Source organism: Gimesia maris (assembly GCF_008298035.1).
Lineage (GTDB): Bacteria > Planctomycetota > Planctomycetia > Planctomycetales > Planctomycetaceae > Gimesia > Gimesia maris.
Window position 1 is genome coordinate 6,941,620 of sequence record NZ_CP042910.1, and the last position, 19,853, is coordinate 6,961,472.

The window sequence follows — 19,853 nt, forward strand, 5'->3', positions numbered from 1 at the left end:
CCCGGGACGGTATGACAGTCTGTGAACCGGCCATAAAAAAAGCACCAGAGATCCTAAGATCCCTGGTGCCCGCATGTTTGAACCGATTTGAGAACAATGACTCAAATAAAGGTTGCAGTCAACTTCACTCGCTTAGAAGGAAGTCCCGTCAACCACAGCCTGACCATAACGCAGTCCAGCGGGAGTGAGCAGACGAGCGTAGACGCCTGCATCCATCTGTGGTGTCAGTGATTTTCCACTACCATCGCAGAAGATCACATTCACAGCACCACTGGGGTGGTTCGAGCTGGGACGCCACGCAGTTCCTTTGGCGGCGGTCAGGTTGGAACCAATCCGTGAATCATTGCCAGTCACACTATTCAACAGATTGAACGCAGGACTGGCAGTTGCTAAGTTCAAAGAGCCGGTGCTCATGTTTAATCCCTGCATATCAACTCCGAATGCAAGTCTACCCGTATACAAGAGGCCTTCTTCTGCTGGGTCCACACATGCCCATTCACCCGCCTGCAGATTTTCAGTCAACATTAAAGTCTGTGTCATTCCATCAGCAGCTGAGATGAAGTCGAGCGACATTCTTGAAGTACTGGGACGCCAGAAAACACCTGTAGCAAATTTGACAGGGAGACCAGCGGTTGACATTGCGGTACCATCCAGTGCAGTATCGCTGCCTGGACCATGATTCGAGTCCCCGTCAGCGTTATAACTACCGGTTACATACCCACTATTCACAACATAAGAGAGTGCCCCTAAGTCGGTACTAAACTGGTCATCAGGACAACTGAAGACTGGAAAACGGGTTCTATTCAAAGCAATCAAATTACTCGGATCTGCACCACTTACTGCAGCAGCACTGGCTGTCTGATCCCAACGCTGACGAAAACCGACCGAATCAAGGAATGGTAAAATAGTGGTACACCAAGACAAGTCATCCCAGTGAGTATTGGGATTTGTTGCATAGTCAGTTGTTTCAATGTTTGGATCCACCAGCAGTGGCAACTGTGAGTTGGCACCGGAGGAGAAGTTGACGACGGCCAGTCCGACGTTTCGCATGTTGTTCAGACAGGACAGTTTTCGCGCTGCAGCACGGGCACTTTGAATGGCCGGCAGGGTCAGCGACACCAGGATGCCGATGATGGTGATCACCACCAGCAGTTCGATCAGCGTAAACCCTTTACGCTTTTGCAGCTTTTGTTTGGTTCGACAAATATTCATGTCATTCTCCTCACTAGAAATACGGTTCAAACAGATTATATATTACTTGTGTTCAAGTATCAAAAACAAACTCAAAAACATCTCATTTCCACAGGAAACCAGAGGATCCCCGGACTAATCCACTCTACAGGAACAGACGCTTTAACCGTCTACTTCCCACAGACTCTACTCACAGGCCCGCGACCAGAGCTGGTAATTCAGGCTACATGTCATCCCCCCTCATTCCTGTGCCACTATTAACCATTATACCCGATTGTCCTGTTGTAATTATCAGGTAAAACAATGTGGTTCCTTTTTTCTTGCTGATAACGCTTATTGCACTTGATGGCGATAACGAACCAGACGTTTCCAGTGATCAAATTTACCCGTACTCGGTTCAAATGCCTGCTCGGCCCGAGTTCGGTCAATTACGAAAAATCCTCGATAGTCCGGCTGATTGGCTGTCCGCGCCGGGACATCCGGTGACATACGCTCCCCGATCGACACCGGATCGCCATAGACGGTGGTCCCACCACCGGTTGCCTCAAAGTAAGCCACCGACATGAAGACGACAAATGTGTTACTTCTGGTGGTGGTATTGGCATCGATTTTCGACAAGATCCGATTGCGGGTATGTACGTCAACATTATTCAGTCCAGCCGAACCCAGGTGCTCGGCACTGGTAGTCAGTTCAAACAGCAGACGAGGGTTGGGATTGGAACTGCTGATGTCAGTAGGCAGACTACGAAAGATTGTGTTTTCCCGCAGGTTATTGACCGTAGCATTATCAGTATAACCGGTTGCGTAATCGAAACTGCGGAAAGGTCGTGAGCCAGGTGTACCTGGAATATGGGGAGTGTTAGTAAGTCCCAAATCCATGGCATCACGAGATTCGACGAATTCCCGCCACCAGTCTCCTCCACTTAAGTGGGTGGCATTCAATTGAGGATGAAGGTCAGTAACGCTCATATCCAGCGTGAACGCATCGGAATCATCCAGCAGCGCGGCCAGAACGGCAGGATGCCGCATGGTATTCAGATTGATGCGTCCCGGCACACGGGGGTCATTCAGCGGGTTACCTAACTGTCGATGGGATCGGGTAGGCACTTCGACAAATTCCAGAACCCGATACCAGCGGTTATCGTCACAAGTAGGAGCAGGATCACCAAAGTCAGTATCGTCCGGGCCACTGGGGTCCAAAAATTTCTGCACGCCAGCAAAGCGAACGTCGTTGGCCCGGTCCACATCCGTAGAAGTATCAGTACGAGCCTGCACGCCGGCTTCGGTAGCCAGATCGCGGGTGATCCGATTGGGACCGACGAGGGGAATACTCAACAGTTCCACCTTGGATGCAAAGTCGCGATCAAAGTGTGGTTGCCAGAGGTTGAAGCGGGGACGGTCGTCGGCGAACGCCCAGCCGGCCTCTTCGACGTCATCTGGTCCATTCAGATTATCATCATTCACTCCGGAAATCCCAGGAACACCATCTGCACCCTGTAAAATGGCCAGATCGGATCCCTTGTATTTATTACGTGTCTTGGAGTTGATTGTGCCTACAGTATTGGCACGATAACTGGTACCAGCGTTTCCGGCGTCGTGTTTATCTTCCCCCGTACCACGGGCATGCAACGGCTGGACGCGTTCAAAACTTTGAAGCGTGTTTAATTCATCTTGAATGTCGGCTGCCATATCTGATTCCTGCAACTCGAATTCTTCCATGCCGGACACGACCATGCTGTCGACTTCCACCCAGGGGTTATCATCATTATCCACACTATTGTTCATTGCAGGTTTGTCTCGCCCCAGATGAACACGTCGCATCAGTCGAACGACAAAGGTAAGATCTCTGAAATCGGTATTCGTGGGATCCGTATTGGAATCATTCAGTAAATCACCTCGCGTCGAGATCGGTGTGACCGTGTCCGCTTCCGACGTCATCAGGAAGTCTGTGCTGTCATCGTCGGTAATCAGGTCGATGGCAGGCGTTGTGATGTCCCGGGGTGCAATCGTGGTGAATGTGGGTGCTCCCCCTGCGAAGTTCGGATCGACACGGAAGAAACTGTCACGAGGCATGGCCGACATCGGATCGGTATTTTCATTATCGCCGGCGGAGCGAATACTGAAAATCTCCCCCCTGCTGACAGCACCACTTCGCAGCGTGACACGCCGCTTGTGCGTATCATTCAAAGTTGGTTCTGGATGCGAAACATCCAGGTTATCCAGATTTGAATAATCACCACTGACACCGCCCGCATTAGCGCGTGGCTCCAGGCGAATCTGCCAGGCATCATTTTCAAAACTGACTGCCTGGTGGTAGGAATTCTGTAATTCGATAAACGTGTAATAACGGTCTTTTTCATCATTGTAGTCAGTGGCAGGGTGGTCGTATGGATTAGAAGAAGAATCTTCCACTTTCTTGGCTTTGATGGCCAGGAATTCGCTGAGCGTCAGTTTCTGGGCTTCGACTCCGTATACGACTCCGCGCTGACCAGCCTGGCTGGAAATCCCCAGTGAAGAAGCAAGCGTGGTCTCATCGTCTGATCGATAAGGGTTATCTCCCAAACCCCAGCCATCATGCAGATTTTTGTCATACTCAAAACGGGTAATGACATCATCAGGATCCAGCGCATCGACCACATTCACGGCAAACTGGGCCATCTCTTTCATTTGTGTGTCTGTATAAAGCGCATTTCCGGAGTTGTCGGCGCGATAGTCTAAATTATCTTTGCTTCCGCCCAGCGTATAAAGCAGAACATAGATATCACGGGCCATTGACTGACGATCATAGCGCGCCCAGAACTCCTGTTGTTCTGTCGTAGTGGGAGGATAAGCGGGCAGGTTATAAGCATACCAGCTGGTGTTAATAGTCGTCGAAGTCAGATTGTCGAGGACGTTATTTCCATTCAGATCTTCGCCGGGGTCGAGCACGCCATTATCGTTGACATCTTCGCCGGGATGGGGTGTGAGCGGACGTGTGGTCACGGTCTGCCCCGTGCCGGTATCTTCAAAGACGAGAACTTGATTGATATTCAGCTTCATCTGCTGACGAGACGTAGTGGTATTCCCCCGTTCCACCGTTAAGAGCTGACGAAGGGGTCGGCGGAAAGGATCAAGGGCTGTCCCGGCAATTTTGTTGGTATCACGCGAGCCACTGCCATTCAGGTCTTCAATATTGGTCCCGCGCGTATTCCCAAACCAGTCGGTATAATTCAAGTTGCCGCTGAAATCCAAATCAACTTCATTGGTGAAGTCGGGGGGAAATTCCAGTTTACCATCGTTATTTGTATCGGCGCTGAACAACCAGCTCAGGTAGCGGTTTGAAGTATCCAGATTTGAGATAGAACCATCCGCATTCGGCCTGTTCTTCAGAGAGTCAGCCATTGCAAACTGTTTCCGTCCCCAACTCATCGTGGTAAATGTTTTACGGATCGCATTGCCGCGGGAATTGACGGTGGAGGCACGACCGAAGTTAAAGGGGAGCAGGTTTTCGAGGCGAGAGTTGACGCCGGTATTATCCTGATCGGTTTGCGACAGATGCAGGAATGCCAGGTCAGCCGCGGTAAAGGGTTCATCATAGGGACGCTGAACCTTTTCCAGGTCGACCGTCATCTCGTCAGCTTCGTCCACCAGCGTGCCTCGCGCTGCTGTCTCATCGGCAATCGAGTTTTTGAAGAAGATCGGGTTGCCGTTATAGCGAGTCGTGCCGGCAAATTCGAAATCTTCGTAGCCTTTCCAGCCATTATAGCCAATCGCAGGCAGTCGATAGTTGATACCGGTTTTATTTGTTCGGCCCGCTCCATTATAAGACAGGGGATGCATGAAGGAATGCACGTTGGAACGGTTACCGTCCAGTGAGCCACTGAGGGTCCCCCCTTCGTAGCGGTTGGCATTATCGTCCACCAGTGTCTGTCCCGGACGGGGAAACGACTTGGTGGGATTGGGAACCTGTTCGAGCAGATAGATTGGATCTGATGGATCGATTCGCTGTGAGTCGTACAGAAGATTCGTTTCGCCCCAGCGACCGGGATAGAGGTCGGAAATATTACTTTGAGTTCCGTTATCCAATGGACTGGGAATGCCGAATTCAGGGCGACCGAAGTTCAGGAAGAAATATTCCATGTTGGAATTTTCCCGCCATGCCACACTGTTTTCATAGGCGTCCTGAAAATCTCCCGCGCCCCCGTAAGTCCGTGGTGCGCCGATGGCACCATAAGGATAAGGGTATTCGCCGAAGAAAAGGCGATGCTGCAGCAGCACATCGGTGGCGACGGCCGAATCGACCATGTCTCCGCCTGAGGCTACTTTATCAGGTCGTGCGTTCAACGCCCACTGCGGGTTGATTTCTCCCGGCGACGAGAGCCCCAGATTGGAACGGGACAGGAACAGGTACTTGTCGGTATAGATGGAATCATCTTCACCGAAGAAATTGTTGGTAGGATCATAGTTCAAATCAATGTCATCGGGCCGCCGCATGTTACCGGCAGTATTGAGATTGATCAGTCCATCCATGTCATACACGGTAAAGGAAAAGAGAGGCAGAATATATTTAGTCGGTTGGTTGGGATGTTCGACCGGAGGAAAGTCCAGGTCCATCCAGATCCCTTCGATCAGACCATCATTGTCATTGTCTACATCCAGCTCGACGATCGGCGCACCGGAATTAAAGGAACCGGTAAAAATTCCCAGTTCTCCATTTTGGGCTGTTCCACTGGGATTCGAGGAGGGCTGAAAAGGAAATAAAGGGGTAAAGCGGGGGGTAGTCGTTGCGGTTCCACCCGGATCGACGAAGACATGTGCCGGATGAGGCCGGAGCACCCTGGTACGGGTATCTTTTTCTGCAACAAGAGTACCATCGTTCTCATACCAGTCATCGATATGATCACCAGTAGAAGTATCTCTTAAATATTGTGGACGCAGGAACGAAGGAATGACCACGCGTCTGATAGTTCCACCATCCAGTGTATAGCCATCGTAGGCCAGAAACAGATTGTTGATATCGGGTGACGTATAATCGACGTCCGGTTCGGGAATATTTTCCGACCGCAATGCAAAGGGAAGCGTACCACCATGGGCAGCGCGACTGTGGTTTAAAGAAAGGAGTTCTTCGTTAACATCGAGACCAAGGCCACCTTGAGTAGCATCATCAATACCATCATAATTCTGATCGATAAAAATTCTACCTGGATTAGCACTTCCATCCATAACAACATTGATGCCCTGACCGTTAAAGGGATGGACATCGGAACCGAACATTTTAGGCAGCATGGAGTGCCATCTCCCATGCAGGGCACTGTTGTAGTATTGGTCATCGGGTCCGACGATCAACTGACGGAGTCCCCAGTTGAAGAGGACGTCGGCGTCGAGACCGGCGTCGGCATCGTTGATGGCGGCTTCAGTAAAGTACTGCGCGCTGCGTTCTTCCTGTGAGGCGAAGGTATAAAAGACGACCCCCAGCAGCGACAGCATCGCCAGTAAGGCAATGACGATGAGCAACGTCGAACCGCGACGCGACTGCTGCAGCTGCTGTAACTGACTGTCATTGTGTGTGGTCTGTTTCATACAAGTGAATTTCATTCCAAAGTCTCCCAATGTGACCAAAGGCCGTGGCCCGGTCCGGCACAATGGGGAAAAGTGCCTGCTGTGGTATCTTAAACGATTATTCGTCACTCTTGTTTCGGAGTGGATGAATCAGTGTCATTTGTCTGACCTGACCCGAAGTCGGGTCTTCATAGCGAATTAAAATGCGAATGGCTGATAATGGTGACGCACGTGGAACTGGAGATTGCGTTGCAACATCGTAAACGGGTGTCTGTGGCAAGTATTCTAAAACAGCGGGATCTGACAACATGGGATAGGGAGGATCTCCATCCCCGCCTGCAGATTCGGCATTGATATGCCAGGTATCAAACACGTTTTTCCAGACGTTATTGCCGTGGTCCACATTTTGTTTGGCGCCTGTTGCAAAGCGGACTGCGGTGGAGCCACCGATGTCTACAAAATCCTGGGCACCATCATCAAAGACTTTGATATCAAATGAACGCACATTTGAAAGCACCAGGTCTTCCGATCGACGTGGGCCGTTGCGCAGTAAATCAACCACACGATCCTCTGGATTCAGCAACAGACTGGGACCGGCAGGATCCATGGGATTACCGCCACCGCCGATGGACGAATGCATTGAATTGTGTGGGTAATTAAAATGACGGTGTGACGTCTCTTCGTGTGTAAAACGGCCCATAAACAGTTGCAGGTTGGAATCTGCCGCGTTAGGAACAAATTCCCGCGACAGCCCCCCCAGGGTATCATCGTGATTAAACCCGAAACGATATTTGGGAATCCCCAAAGGGAATAGAACAGTGGTGTCGTTGTTATTCAAGTCATTCAGATCATGAAAACGGGCATAGATAAATCCGCTGTTGTCAATATAAGCAGAGAAATCAAAGTCGCGCCAGAAATTGTCATCGGTAGTAACACTTTCCCCGTAGAGCGGATTGGGTGTACTGGCAGACCGCTGAAAAAATGGCGAGTCGCTTGAATCAGAGGAGATGGGCTGCGTATTCTGTGTACCGGAGAGCGATAATGGTTCGCGGATCAGCATGATACGACGATAGAGGTTACTGCCTCTCAGGAAGTAACAGACTTCGGCTGCAGAAGATTGTGAAGCTCCATCAGCGACGATACGTCCATCGTCGGCTTCAGGCTGATTGGGATGATTGCGGAGTAAGGTCCCGCCATCCAATGTCCGATCGCTGAGATCGGTGGCGCGACCGTAGTAAAAATCTTCGGTACCTCGCTGATCCGGATTTGCAAAACGGGAGACCGTGAACTGCAGAAAATCATCCGTGTCATCGTTGGGGTCGTTCTCTGAGATATAGAAGTAACCCCGTCGATCTTCTTCATGATAAGCCGGGTTGCGCGGATCATCTGGCGTCGGTGTAAAGGAGACATTATTCGCAAAAGGGAGCAGGTATTGGAACGAACGGTTATCCAGGTCGGCCTGCAGAACGGTCACCAGCAGGCGTTCGCGCTGATCGTTTTCAGAAATCCCCCGCTGGGTGGTCATCGAACCGGACAGGATCTGGAAGATCTCAGTAAACATCAGCATCATCAGCAGAACCAGGGCCACGGATACGATCATTTCGATGAGCGTAAAACCGGTGTGGAACGCAGCGGAACTGCGATCTGACTGCCTGTTCTGGTTTCGATTTGATGTTTTCGGTTTCATAAAACACTTCACTTTACTACGGCCCGGGAGATGTTACCTGTTGTTTATCTTGCTTTGTTTCCCAATGGATAGACCTGTACGACATTCGGCATGACAATCAGACGGGCGACAGGCGCCCCCGGATCGCCGGGATCATTGATGGACTGGATAATGGGTTGATCCAGAATCAGTTCGGCAGTGGTGGCACCAGGGGCAAGGGCTGCCTCTTCATCGACAATCTGCTGAATGCGGTACCAGCGGGCATTATAGGCGTCGAAGACGTAGCCCCCTTTTTTCAGAAGTGGTCTCTCGACACTGGGATTATACCTGAGTGTGAACTTGCGCCGCCGATAGTCATCGGAACCAGCCGCGCCTGCTTCCCCTGCATATTCGTCAATGCCGCGACCATCACTGTTATCCCCGTCCATATCATCATCATTGTCATCATCGACACCGGCAACGCCCCAGGCACCATCGGTACCAGGCAGCCATTCAGCCACAAAGTTCTCGACCTGATGAATGGCTTCAAACTCCGGGGAGAAATTACGACGATGGAACACCACGACGTCAACAGAAGCAACATCGGTAGCAATCGAACGACGGACGGTTAACAGGTAGGAATACTGCATATTCAGAAGTTCAATCCGGACTTTGGCGATGCTGGTATAGAGCCCGTTATCGGGAAGCGGATTGCCCAGGCTGATTTCCCCGGTGCTGCCGTCGACACTGCTTCCGCTGATCCCACGCACCTGAACCTGCTTGCCGGTGGTATCATAAACCAGAATCCGTCCGCCGGTCGCGGAATCTGCCAGAGTGGTCTGCAGTTCTGACAGCGTCAGAATACCGGAATTGATGTCCTGAATATCGATCTGAATGGTATCTCGCGCGCCGTTGATACTAGAGGGAATCCCTTCGTACAGCAGCGTCCAGTTATCCTGCTGCGAGAAGAAATTGGTCGCCTGCAACTGCGAAGTCAGACCGGCGTGATAGCGGGGAATGCGAGTCACGGGACTGCTGGAACCGTCGTTACCGAAGCTGTCTTCCAGGCCGGTCCCATCCAGTGTGGCGTAATAACTGCCGATGGGATCGACGATGTAATTGCGGTTTCTGCGTTGATGTGCGATTTCTCCATCAGCATCCAGGGAACCATCAGGATCGAATACAAAACGTTGCGGGAATGCATCGATCAATGCTTCGGCATTATAGCGCAGTACGGTTGCGTTCGTGAGCTTGGTTGCCTGGACGCCACGCAGAATGGAAATCGGGAACAGGGACGCCAGTGAGACGACGCCGATGCTCATGATCATGACGGACATCAGAACTTCCATCAGGGTGACACCGGCCCGCGAAACGGACAGAAATCCAACAGGTGTATTGCGGGTTTTCAGATGAAGTGATTTCATTTGGCTGTTGCCCCCGTTTCTGCATAGTAGAACACATCGGGTGCCTGCCCGGTGGGAACAGCCGCTTCGGCATCAAAGAACATGGGATAGGCGCTGACGTTTCCGGTTCGCGTAAAGATGGACAGTAGCGAAGGAGTGGTATTCAGTTCGACCCTCCAGGTCGCGCTGCCATCTGTGACGGTTCCCACGTCTCGTACCTGACGTCCGGCAGCGGTCAGGAAGACACCGACATTATTTCCGGTCGTGCCAGGGTTTGTGCAGACGTAAATTCGATCGTAAGGTTTGAAGCTCAGATCCCAGTTGGTAGAAGTCGGCGTAATCAGACGCGCCGGCACAGTGACCCGGTCCCCTTCGGCGTAGCCGGTATTGGCGCGCCAGGTAGATTGAATATTCTCAAGTGTATCGACGACAAAATGAATTTTTCCGTTTCCTGCTTCACTGCCGGAAATGGAACCGCGGGGCGAGAACATGAGATCAAGCTGGCTGGAGTAGAGACGGTAGTCATCGGTACCCGGCCAGAGAAGTTCACCATCGTCATCGTTTCCGCCGCTGCCGTCATCATTCACACCAGCGGCACCTGGTTGACCATCCTCACCGCGGGAGGCCCCGGTAATGCGCCAGCTGAGAGGCAAATAAGAACGGTCCAGGTCAATGGCGGCGTTATTGGGCAGCAGCGTCGGTTCTTCGCCCGACAGTACTACGGGAGGCAGTTCCAGCAGATAATTGGAAGGTCCACTGCCAGGCGCGAAAGCCACGACTTCAGTCGGATCAGAAGTCCCTGGATCACGGTAAGCTGTGGTCAGCCGCAAAATTTCGGTACCACCGACAATAGGAGAATTTGGTAAATCGACGGTATACCAGGAACCGCTATCATCACCGGGAATTTTAATTCGTGCACCATCTTTCAGTTGTCCGCGGGTATAGAGAAAATTCCAGTCTGTTCCTTTGCCACGGACATGCAGGATGGTATCCGGTGTACCATCTGAACCGGTATCAATACGTTCCAGGCGGATCACACCCTGATTCCAGTCGGGGCTGGGAGCAATGTAAATCATGCTGGTGACTGCCGACGGGTTATCAGGGTCAACCATAAAGCGAACACCCCGTGGTTCTTTGGCGTAGATCGCCCGGTCTCGGGCCCCTGCAAGATAGGACTGCACCTGACGCGAGGCGCCACGGGTGACGTCGCTGGTGAGTGCGAAGTTGATCGAAGTCACCGTCATGACAACCAGGATTGCCATAATCGAAATCACGACCAGCAACTCGACAAGCGTAAAGCCGGGCCGACGCGAAGATCGCTGAGTGAACTGATTGTTCGTGTGAAAGGCTGGCATAAGTTTACCTTCCTCCGGCTCGTTGATTGTGATTGGTGATGTTATCGAATACGCCATCCACAATGGGTAGAACAGGTTGTGCCAAGACCCCATTGTTAGTTTCATCGTGCGGCTCATACAGCCCGAGAACACCATCTTCCCCGGCAGAAATGATCAGAGGCATCCAGTAGGTATTCATCGTGGCATATTGCCCAGTAGTGTAAGCAGAATTATTGTTAAACAGAGGAGCTAAGATACTTCCCGAACGATCATTTTCGTGTTGAAGCCGCCCCTGTGGGTCATCTGCATCGACGTTTAATGGATCGGCTTCATTGAAGCCGGAAGCGGGTTCAGGAGGCAGCCCGCTAAAGAAATAACCGGCAACGGTGCGGTTGATAATTGAACCATCCGGCTTGATCAGGCGTGTGGGCCAGCGGTAAAAGCGGAGTGGTTTTCTCCAGCCATCCACAAATTCATTCAGGCCATCGCCGTCGGTATCGGCGACTTCATTTGTGGTGAAGGAATCTTCCCCCACAGGAGGCACGCCATAAGTTTCATGTTTCGTTAAAACGTAGTAGAGGTATTCTGAACTGATACTGGCACCGGCGTCGGAGCCGAGACTTCCTGCGGTTCCCGGGGAAACACCAGACTGGGCATCCATGGCGGCATTGATACCGGAATTCTCAGCGATGTACTGCGGCAGGTTCTCGCGGAAAATATCTTTCCGCACCAGAATTTCCACAACCGGTTTGGGCAGTCCGCGGTATTTTCCACCAAAGTTATCCACCAGCGCTGTATATTTCTGCCCGACCAGCGATTCGAGCTGATGTTGATTCTTCGATGCGTCGAGCGCTTTCCGCATGGCTTCGATGCGATTCAGCATCAGGCCGTTGACTTTGACGATCGTCGCCATGGTTGCTTTTTCACGGGCTTTGTTGCCGATATTACGCACCACGAACGCAGAAGTGGCAATCAGAAACAGCAGAATGCCGACAACCATCATCAGTTCGACGATGGTGAAACCACCGCGCTGAGATCGAACAGATTGTGGAGCTGTTAAACGTCGCATTGTAAAAAACCTGACTTCTTAAAAACAAACCGTGATTACTGCAGAGATCCACTGACAAAATTCGTAATGTTATCCGCTTCCACACTGCGGTTGCCCGGCAGGTTTTTGCCAGAAGTGTAATTTCCACCAGTTCCTAACTGATAATCAGCGCCTGGCGAAATGATCTGAAATGACTTGGGCTTGTATGGTGGATCGTTAGTGGGTGGGGTTACAGTCGGGTCCCCCTGACGATAAACGTCAGCCAGGCCGGTACCGGTAATATCACCGGTACGATAACCTCGCCCCTCATAACTACTGAGATAAATATAAGGCGTTTGCTGACTCGGAAAGGAATCGAGATACTCGGGAGCATTGTCTCCGTCTGTATCAACAAATCGACTGTTATCGAATTCAAAAAAGGGCCCCTGGCGACCGGAATTGGGTGCTGAATAATCAGAGTCGTAACCCGGATCAGCCGCGGTATGACCAGGATTCAGGAACGGCTTAGCCGGATTCTTGGAAAATCCAAAGGTAATATAATTTCCATTAGCATTTTTCTCCCAGACTCCCCCGAGGAAGAACGTGAGACATTCGCCGGCATTCAGCAGAATCGTATCTGTGACATCGCCGTCACCATTGATATCTTTATTGGCTGTAAAATCGAACTGGGGCCACAACTGGCGGATCAGCCCTTTACTGCGCTGATCCCAGGTAGCAGAACCGGATTCGTAGAGGATGATTCCACTGGGCGGATCCATGCCGAATTCGCCTTTAAAAAGAGCGATAGAAGCTTCGAGATTGGAAATCTCTGAACGTACCTTTGCCTGTTGTGCCCGGAGGCGGACGGCGCCGATGGCGGGAACAAGCAGACCGATCAGAATCAGGATAATGACAATTGCGATCATCAGTTCGATTAAGGTGAACGCACGCCTGCTGTACTCTGACGCCGAGAGGGTAATTGGCGGCCGACGTTTCATTGTTTACTCCTAACTCTTTACGGAACTACAGTTTGAGATTGAAAAACCCTGTCTGCCTGTGTTTGAGAGTGAACTCAGCAGAGAGTTTTCTACATTATAATAGAGGCAAATTTCATGCCTTGATGTCCATAATACGCGTAACCTGTTATCTCTGTTAACTATATTGCTATTTCACTACGTCACAGACAGGCAATTTTGCGGGAATATTCTGTATTATTTTGCAACACCCTATCCAAAACACTACGAAAGATCGTTCAACAGCTTAATTAAGGGCATGAAGAGTGCGATTACGATGAAACCCACAATCAGCCCCAGCACGATCACCATCAGTGGTTCGAGCAGACTCACCAGGGCGTCCACGAGTACGGCAACTTCTTCGTCGTAGACGTCAGCCACTTTATAAAGCATGTTATCCAGTGCACCGGTCTCTTCACCCACGTCCACCATGTTGACCACGATATCGTCCACAATGCGTGCCTCTTTAAGAGGGACCGCCATGGTTTCCCCTTCGCGGATCGCGGCGTAGATGGTGTCGAAGGCGCGCTGGAAAACCATGTTCCCCGCAGTGTCACGGGCAATAATAATCGCTTCGAGAATGGGAACGCCGGAGGCGATCAGTGTGCCCAGGGTACGACAGGTACGCGCGGTCACTGACTTACTGATAATCTTGCCTAATAACGGTATGCGCAGCGATATCCAGTCAACCACGAACGCCCCCTTCTTATTCTTCCTCACAATCTTGATAAAGATATAAAAGGCCAGTGGTATCGCCGGAAAGAGGTAGAAGTAGGAGACAACAATATCACTGATTGACATCAGCAACAGGGTAATACCGGGCAGTTCGGTACCGAAATCCAGGAAGATCTTTTTGAACTTGGGAATGATCCAGTACATGATGAAACCGACGATCAGGCCGGCCACCGTGATCACGGCAACCGGATAAATCATGGCCCCTTGCACCTTTTTCTTCAGACTCTGGGCACGTTCTTTAAACTCAGCCAGACGCTGCAGAATGACTTCGAGGGCACCACCGGCTTCCCCGGCCTTCACCATGTTGACGTAGAGGTTATCAAAACATTTCGGCTGTTTGGCCATGGCTTCCGAGAGTGTGTTCCCCGATTCAATATCTTCGATGACGCCATCCAGAGACGCTTTGAGCGGGCCGGGCTTGGCCTGTGCTTCCAGAATCCGCAGGCTTCGCAGGATCGGCAGACCGGCATCCTGCAGCGTGGACAGCTGACGGGTAAAGGTACAGAGCTGTTTGGGCCGCACCCCCCCGATGGAGAAGCCCCCTTTCTTGGGACTGGCTTTTTTACTGCCGCCACCGGCTTTTGCACCAGCTCCTTTTTTCTGTTTCTTACCGCGACCTTTTTCGGCAATTTTGGTAACAAAAAAGCCCTTCTCTTTGATGAGTGTCTGCGCATCAGCTTCAGAAGGGGCCTCGATCGTGTCTTTCACTTCGAGTCCAGTGTTGTCCATGGCCTCATATTGATAAACCGGCATGGCGTTACTCCGTCAAAAGTCGTCTTAAAAAATGGTTTGTATTGTTAATGAGCCTGGTGGCTCTCAATTATGCGATGTCTTCCACCACGGTTTCGCGGACCACTTCGTCGATCGTGGTGACGCCGTCAAAAATCAGTTTCAGCCCTGCTTCACGCAGGGTAGTCATCCCCTGACTGCGGGCCATGTCGCGTATATCATCCACCGAAGCATCTTCGGTAATCAGGTCGCGAATTTCATCGGTGACATCCATGAGTTCATACAGGCCTGTCCGGCCTTTGTAGCCCGAGTTATTACAGGTGGCACAACCTTTTCCATAGTAGAAGCTGTACTGTCGCGCCTGTTCAATCGGGAGCTGCAGCTCCATCAACAGTTCATCACTGGGTTCAAATTCCGTCCGGCATTCCTTACAGATTGTCCGCACCAGACGTTGTGCCTGAATGGCCTCCACGGTTGCGGTGATGAGGAACTTGGGAATATCCATATCGCGCAGACGGGTAATCGCCGAGGGCGCGTCGTTGGTATGCAGCGTGCTGAATACCAGGTGGCCTGTCAGCGCTGACTGAACGGCGATTTCTGCGGTTTCGAAATCGCGAATTTCCCCGATCAGAATCTGGTCGGGATCGTGACGCAAAATCGCACGCAGCACCGAAGCAAAGGTGACTTGAATATCGGGATTGACGGGAACCTGAATCAGACCGTCGATATCATATTCAATGGGGTCTTCCGTCGTAATAATTTTTTCTTCAATGACGTTCAGTTCATTCAATGCGGAATACAGTGTCGTGGTCTTACCACTTCCCGTGGGGCCCGTTACCAGCACAATTCCATTGGGTCTGTGAATCATTTCACGGAAACGTGACAAGGTGGTAGGGTCCATACCGATTTTGTTAAGGTCCAGTTGAACCACGGTCCGGTCCAGCACCCGCATAACAACGGCTTCGCCAAACAGTGTAGGCAATACGCTGACCCGCAGGTCGACCGGATTGCCGCCGACGTTCAATTCGATACGACCGTCCTGTGGCATGCGGCGCTCAGCAATATCCAGGTCTGCCATGATTTTAACACGGGAGACAATGGCATTGGCCAGGTGGCGTGGTGGTGGCACCATTTCATAGAGTACACCATCGGCACGCACGCGAATCTTGAATTCGTCTTCAAACGGTTCCAGGTGGATGTCGCTTGCCTGATCTTTGATCGCCAGCAGCATCACCATATTTAACAGTTTTCGAATCGGAGCAGCATCGGCGACTTCTTCGGCAGAAGAAAGGTCATAGACATTTTTAGTCTTGTCATCACCCAGTTCGTCTTCCATGGCGCCAATGACGTCTTCAATGCTGTCCTGGTGCTCGGCGTAGTGGCGGGCAATTGCCCCTTCCACATCATTCAGATTGGAAACCGCTCCCCGGACATCATACCCGAGAAAGTTACGCAGGTCGTCCAGCGCGGCCACATTCTGGGGATCCGCCATGGCGACGGTGAGGACGCCATCTTTCAGCGAGACCGGCATAATCTTGTAGATAGAGGCCATCGTTTCCGGCACGAGTTCGAGCACCTTGGAAGGGATATTAGTCTCTTCCAGCTCAATGACGGGCATCCCCCACTGCTCAGCGAGCGCCTGTGTGACCTGCTCATCAGTCACCAGCCCCATGCGGATGCCGACCTGACCGATGACTTCACCCGGGCTCTGCTTCTGCTCTTCCAGGATATCCCATAACTGGTCTTCTGAGATATATCCCAGATCGACCATGATTTGACCAAGGCGTCTCGCTGCCATGTATGTCTACCTTTTCAGTTTGATTTTTCTTTCCGAAATGACTGACGCGACCTGGTGCTTCCCTGCCCCCGATCATTAATCTTCAAAATCATCATCTTCTTCGTCATCATCGTCTTCGAGTAATCCCTTCTTGGCCATGGCGATTTTCGCTTTGAGCTCGCCTGGATTATTCGATCGCATGACGACATCTTTTTCCTCGCAAAGCCCATCGCGCCAGAGATTAAACAGCGCGTCATCCAACAGTTGCATCCCGTACTTACGCCCGGTCTGAATACTGGAGTTAATACGATAGGTTTTGGCTTCACGAATCAGGTTGGCAATCGCCGGCGTCACGACCAGCATCTCATACGCGGCCACCAGCCCTTTTGGTTTTTTCGGCATGAGAGCCTGGCTGAGGATGCCGATAATGGACGAAGAAAGCTGGGTTCGAATCTGGTCCTGCTGACTGGTAGGAAACACGTCGATAATACGGTCGACAGTACCCTGGGCACCCGTTGTATGCAGGGTCCCGAACACGATGTGCCCCGTTTCTGCAGCGGTAATCGCAGCGGAAATGGTTTCCAGGTCGCGCATTTCCCCCACCAGAATCACATCGGGGTCCTGTCGCAGAGCACGACGCAGGGCCTCGGGGAAGGTAGGCACATCGACGCCGATTTCCCGCTGATTGATCGTGGATTTATTATGTTTGTGATAATATTCAATGGGGTCTTCCATCGTGATGATATGATGGTCCATTGTATTATTCATGTGATTGATCATGCTGGCCAGGCTGGTTGTCTTACCACTGCCTGTCGGCCCGGTGACCAGAAACAGACCACGGGGGCGTTCGAGCAGATCGGAGATCACCGAAGGCAAACCCAGCTGTTCGAATGTCAGAAACTCATTGGGGATTCGCCGTAACACCATGCCGATCTGGCCACGCTGTTTGAAGACCGATACCCGGAAGCGGGCTTTCTCACCAAAGGCGAATCCGAAGTCAGTCCCTCCGACCTCCTGCAGTTCCTGCTGATTTCGCTCAGGCGTGATACTCTTCATCAGTGCGACGGTATCATCGGGTTCAAGACTTTTGGTTTCCAGACGTACCATATGCCCGCCAACACGAACAACGGGGGGCTGGCCTGTGGTGATATGCAGGTCGCTCACCCGTTCTTTAACGACCGTCTCCAGCAGTTTGTCAATTTGAACTGTTGCCATCCAAAGTACTTTCTGAAAACTCTTTGACTAAAAAGTGAGCGATCACCGAACGTTCGCGGGAACGAGGGTTTTCGCCAGAAGTGTGGATTATTCTTCGATTTGAGTGATTTCATTTCCCAGAACGAATCAGCTCCTGGATTTTTCCCTGAACAAGCGGGTCTCACAAGAATGTAGTAAAACGAAAATCAGTAAAATTAAGGAAATAAAGATAAGACGACTTAGAAATGGTTTACTGAAATCAGATCGCCATCTTATTGGGGCGTATCTGACTTAATTATCCGGTATTCTGCTGTAAAACTCAACAAATGCACGAAAATAGATCTAACTCTTTCCATGAAAGCTGAAACGGTTTTACCAGATTTTCACACGAACGATCCCGTTGACACCTCTTTTTCTCCCCCTGTTATGAGCCTTCCAGACCTTTTGCCAGCTTCATCGCTTCTGACAGTGTTGTGATTCCCTGCAGGGCTTTCTCTGCTGCATCCTCAGCCAGCGATTTCATGCCGTGCAGGCGTGCCTGCCTTCGAATGTTCTGTGCGGCCTCACTGCGGAAAGTCATCTCACGTATAGCGGAATTCATCATCATCAGTTCAAATACCGCTTTCCGCCCTTTGTAGCCTGTATGTGAACACGTGTTACAACCCTTGCCTCGATTATGGATCGCATTAGCAAGCTGAGTTTCGGTAAAGCCGAGGTATTCGAGTTCGCCTGGATCGGGGACATAGGTCTCCACACATTTACCACAAACAACACGCACCAGACGTTGAGCCATGACCGCCATCACACTGGATGCCACGAGGAACGGCTGTACCCCCATATCGATCAATCGTGTAATAGAACCGGGCGCATCGTTCGTATGTAGCGTACTGAATACCAAGTGTCCTGTCAAAGATGCTTGAATTGCCATCTCAGCAGTTTCCTTGTCGCGGATTTCACCAACCAGAATCACATTGGGAGCCTGTCGCAACATCGCACGAATGATGCGGGAAAAATCGAGCCCGATATTATGCTTCACTTCTACCTGATTGATACCGGGCAGATAGTATTCAACCGGGTCTTCAGCCGTAATAATCTTGCGGTCCGGACGATTCAACTCACCCAGGGCACTGTACAAAGTTGTCGTTTTTCCGGAACCCGTCGGCCCGGTTACCAGGAAGATGCCGTTCGGTCGACGAATAATCGTCTGGAAGCGCCGATAGTTCTCTTCTGAAAAACCAAGGTTACGAATCCCGACTTTGATGTTATCTCGGTCCAGAATACGCATGACCACCGCCTGTCCGTGATTGGTTGGCAGAATACTGACACGCAAGTCGTAGTCCTTGGCGGCAATGGTGGTTTTAATTCGACCATCCTGAGGACGACGTTTTTCTGCGATGTCCATCTGCGCCATAATTTTGAATCGGGAAACAAGTGCCATCAACAGACGACGGGGAGGACTGTCACGTTCAATCAGTACACCATCGATACGATAACGGATGCGAATCCGGTCCTCAAAGGGCTCGACATGAATATCACTGGCCCGCATATTCACAGCCTCACTGATGATCAGGTTGGCCAGGCGGATCACCGGGGCACTCTCATCTTCTTCAGCGACAGTGCTGGAGGAGGCGAGTTCGGTGGCAGTAATATCGATGGCAGTTTCCGTAAACTCCTTCAACATCGTATCAACAGATTCGGTTTCGCTCTGTCCGTAATGCCGGTTGATGGCGGCCTGAATCGCTTCAATCGGAGCCATGACCACGTCAATATCACGATTAATAATGAATCGCAGTTTATCGAGTACTTCGTATTTCATCGGGTCATGCAGTGCAATCTGCAGCGAATCCCCATCCATTCCCACGGGAATCACGGTATTTTCCCGCGCCATGGATTCTGGAACCAGTTCGATTACCGACTGGGGAATTTCAAGCCCTTCCAGTTCGACAAACTCATATCCATACATGGACGCCTGGGCCTGCGCAATGACTTCGGCCCCTACATATCCCAGCTTGACAAGTGCTTCTCCGGGGGAAATTCCCATAGAGCCGGCCAGACTCGAGGCTTCATCCAGCTGCGCCGGACCGAGAAACCCATCATCTACTAACTGTTGCATCCAATCATCGGCCATTCAATTTCTCCACGGAATAGAATCAGTTTTAAACTGCGAGGAATCTGTTTTTCCCATATCAAACAGTGGGAATCAAGACTCCGGTCAAATCTGGTTTATGAAAATTATATTAACTCCAGCTTGTATTCTACCATTCAGC

General features: G+C 51.2%; 11 protein-coding genes. All 11 read right to left on the minus strand.

Translation table 11 applies throughout. The features are described 5' to 3' along the window. Nucleotides 1–132: 132 nt before the first annotated feature. The 11 genes from GmarT_RS25810 to GmarT_RS25855 all read right to left on the minus strand — a co-directional run bounded on the left by GmarT_RS25810 (nt 133) and on the right by GmarT_RS25855 (nt 19,714). On the minus strand, nt 133–1,212 hold the full coding sequence (locus tag GmarT_RS25810; RefSeq protein ID WP_149303428.1) for a DUF1559 family PulG-like putative transporter: 1,080 nt from the start codon (nt 1,210–1,212) through the stop codon (nt 133–135). A 312-nt stretch (nt 1,213–1,524) separates the two neighbouring features. Continuing rightward, nucleotides 1,525–6,750 carry a hypothetical protein gene (locus tag GmarT_RS25815; protein ID WP_002644676.1) on the minus strand — a complete coding sequence of 1,742 codons (5,226 nt, stop codon included), beginning with the start codon at nt 6,748–6,750 and terminating at the stop codon, nt 1,525–1,527. A gap of 97 nt (nt 6,751–6,847) precedes the next feature. Continuing rightward, on the minus strand, nt 6,848–8,416 hold the full coding sequence (locus GmarT_RS25820; RefSeq protein WP_002644675.1) for a PilW family protein: 1,569 nt from the start codon (nt 8,414–8,416) through the stop codon (nt 6,848–6,850). Between the two features lie 44 nt (nt 8,417–8,460). Beyond that, on the minus strand, nt 8,461–9,798 hold the full coding sequence (locus tag GmarT_RS25825) for a type IV pilus modification PilV family protein (protein ID WP_002644674.1): 1,338 nt from the start codon (nt 9,796–9,798) through the stop codon (nt 8,461–8,463). Next, on the minus strand, nt 9,795–11,132 hold the full coding sequence (locus tag GmarT_RS25830) for a pilus assembly FimT family protein (RefSeq protein ID WP_002644673.1): 1,338 nt from the start codon (nt 11,130–11,132) through the stop codon (nt 9,795–9,797). The genes GmarT_RS25825 and GmarT_RS25830 overlap by 4 nt, the downstream gene beginning before the upstream one ends. Before the next feature lie 4 nt (nt 11,133–11,136). Beyond that, a complete protein-coding gene (locus GmarT_RS29635) occupies nt 11,137–12,180 on the minus strand; it encodes a type II secretion system protein (RefSeq protein WP_002644672.1) in 1,044 nt (347 codons plus the stop codon). Nucleotides 12,181–12,215: 35 nt separating this feature from the next. Next, the gene (locus GmarT_RS25835) at nt 12,216–13,136 is read right to left on the minus strand and encodes a prepilin-type N-terminal cleavage/methylation domain-containing protein (RefSeq protein WP_002644671.1); all 921 of its coding nucleotides are present in this window, start codon (nt 13,134–13,136) and stop codon (nt 12,216–12,218) included. A 240-nt stretch (nt 13,137–13,376) separates the two neighbouring features. After that, on the minus strand, nt 13,377–14,639 hold the full coding sequence (locus GmarT_RS25840; RefSeq protein WP_002644670.1) for a type II secretion system F family protein: 1,263 nt from the start codon (nt 14,637–14,639) through the stop codon (nt 13,377–13,379). A gap of 67 nt (nt 14,640–14,706) precedes the next feature. Next, nucleotides 14,707–16,413, minus strand: a complete 1,707-nt coding sequence (locus GmarT_RS25845) for a GspE/PulE family protein (protein WP_002644669.1) — start codon at nt 16,411–16,413, stop codon at nt 14,707–14,709. Nucleotides 16,414–16,488: 75 nt separating this feature from the next. Continuing rightward, complete coding sequence (locus tag GmarT_RS25850) at nt 16,489–17,607, minus strand: type IV pilus twitching motility protein PilT (RefSeq protein ID WP_002644668.1); 1,119 nt, start codon at nt 17,605–17,607, stop codon at nt 16,489–16,491. Nucleotides 17,608–18,010: 403 nt separating this feature from the next. Further along, nucleotides 18,011–19,714 carry a GspE/PulE family protein gene (locus tag GmarT_RS25855; RefSeq protein WP_002644667.1) on the minus strand — a complete coding sequence of 568 codons (1,704 nt, stop codon included), beginning with the start codon at nt 19,712–19,714 and terminating at the stop codon, nt 18,011–18,013. Nucleotides 19,715–19,853: the final 139 nt, after the last annotated feature.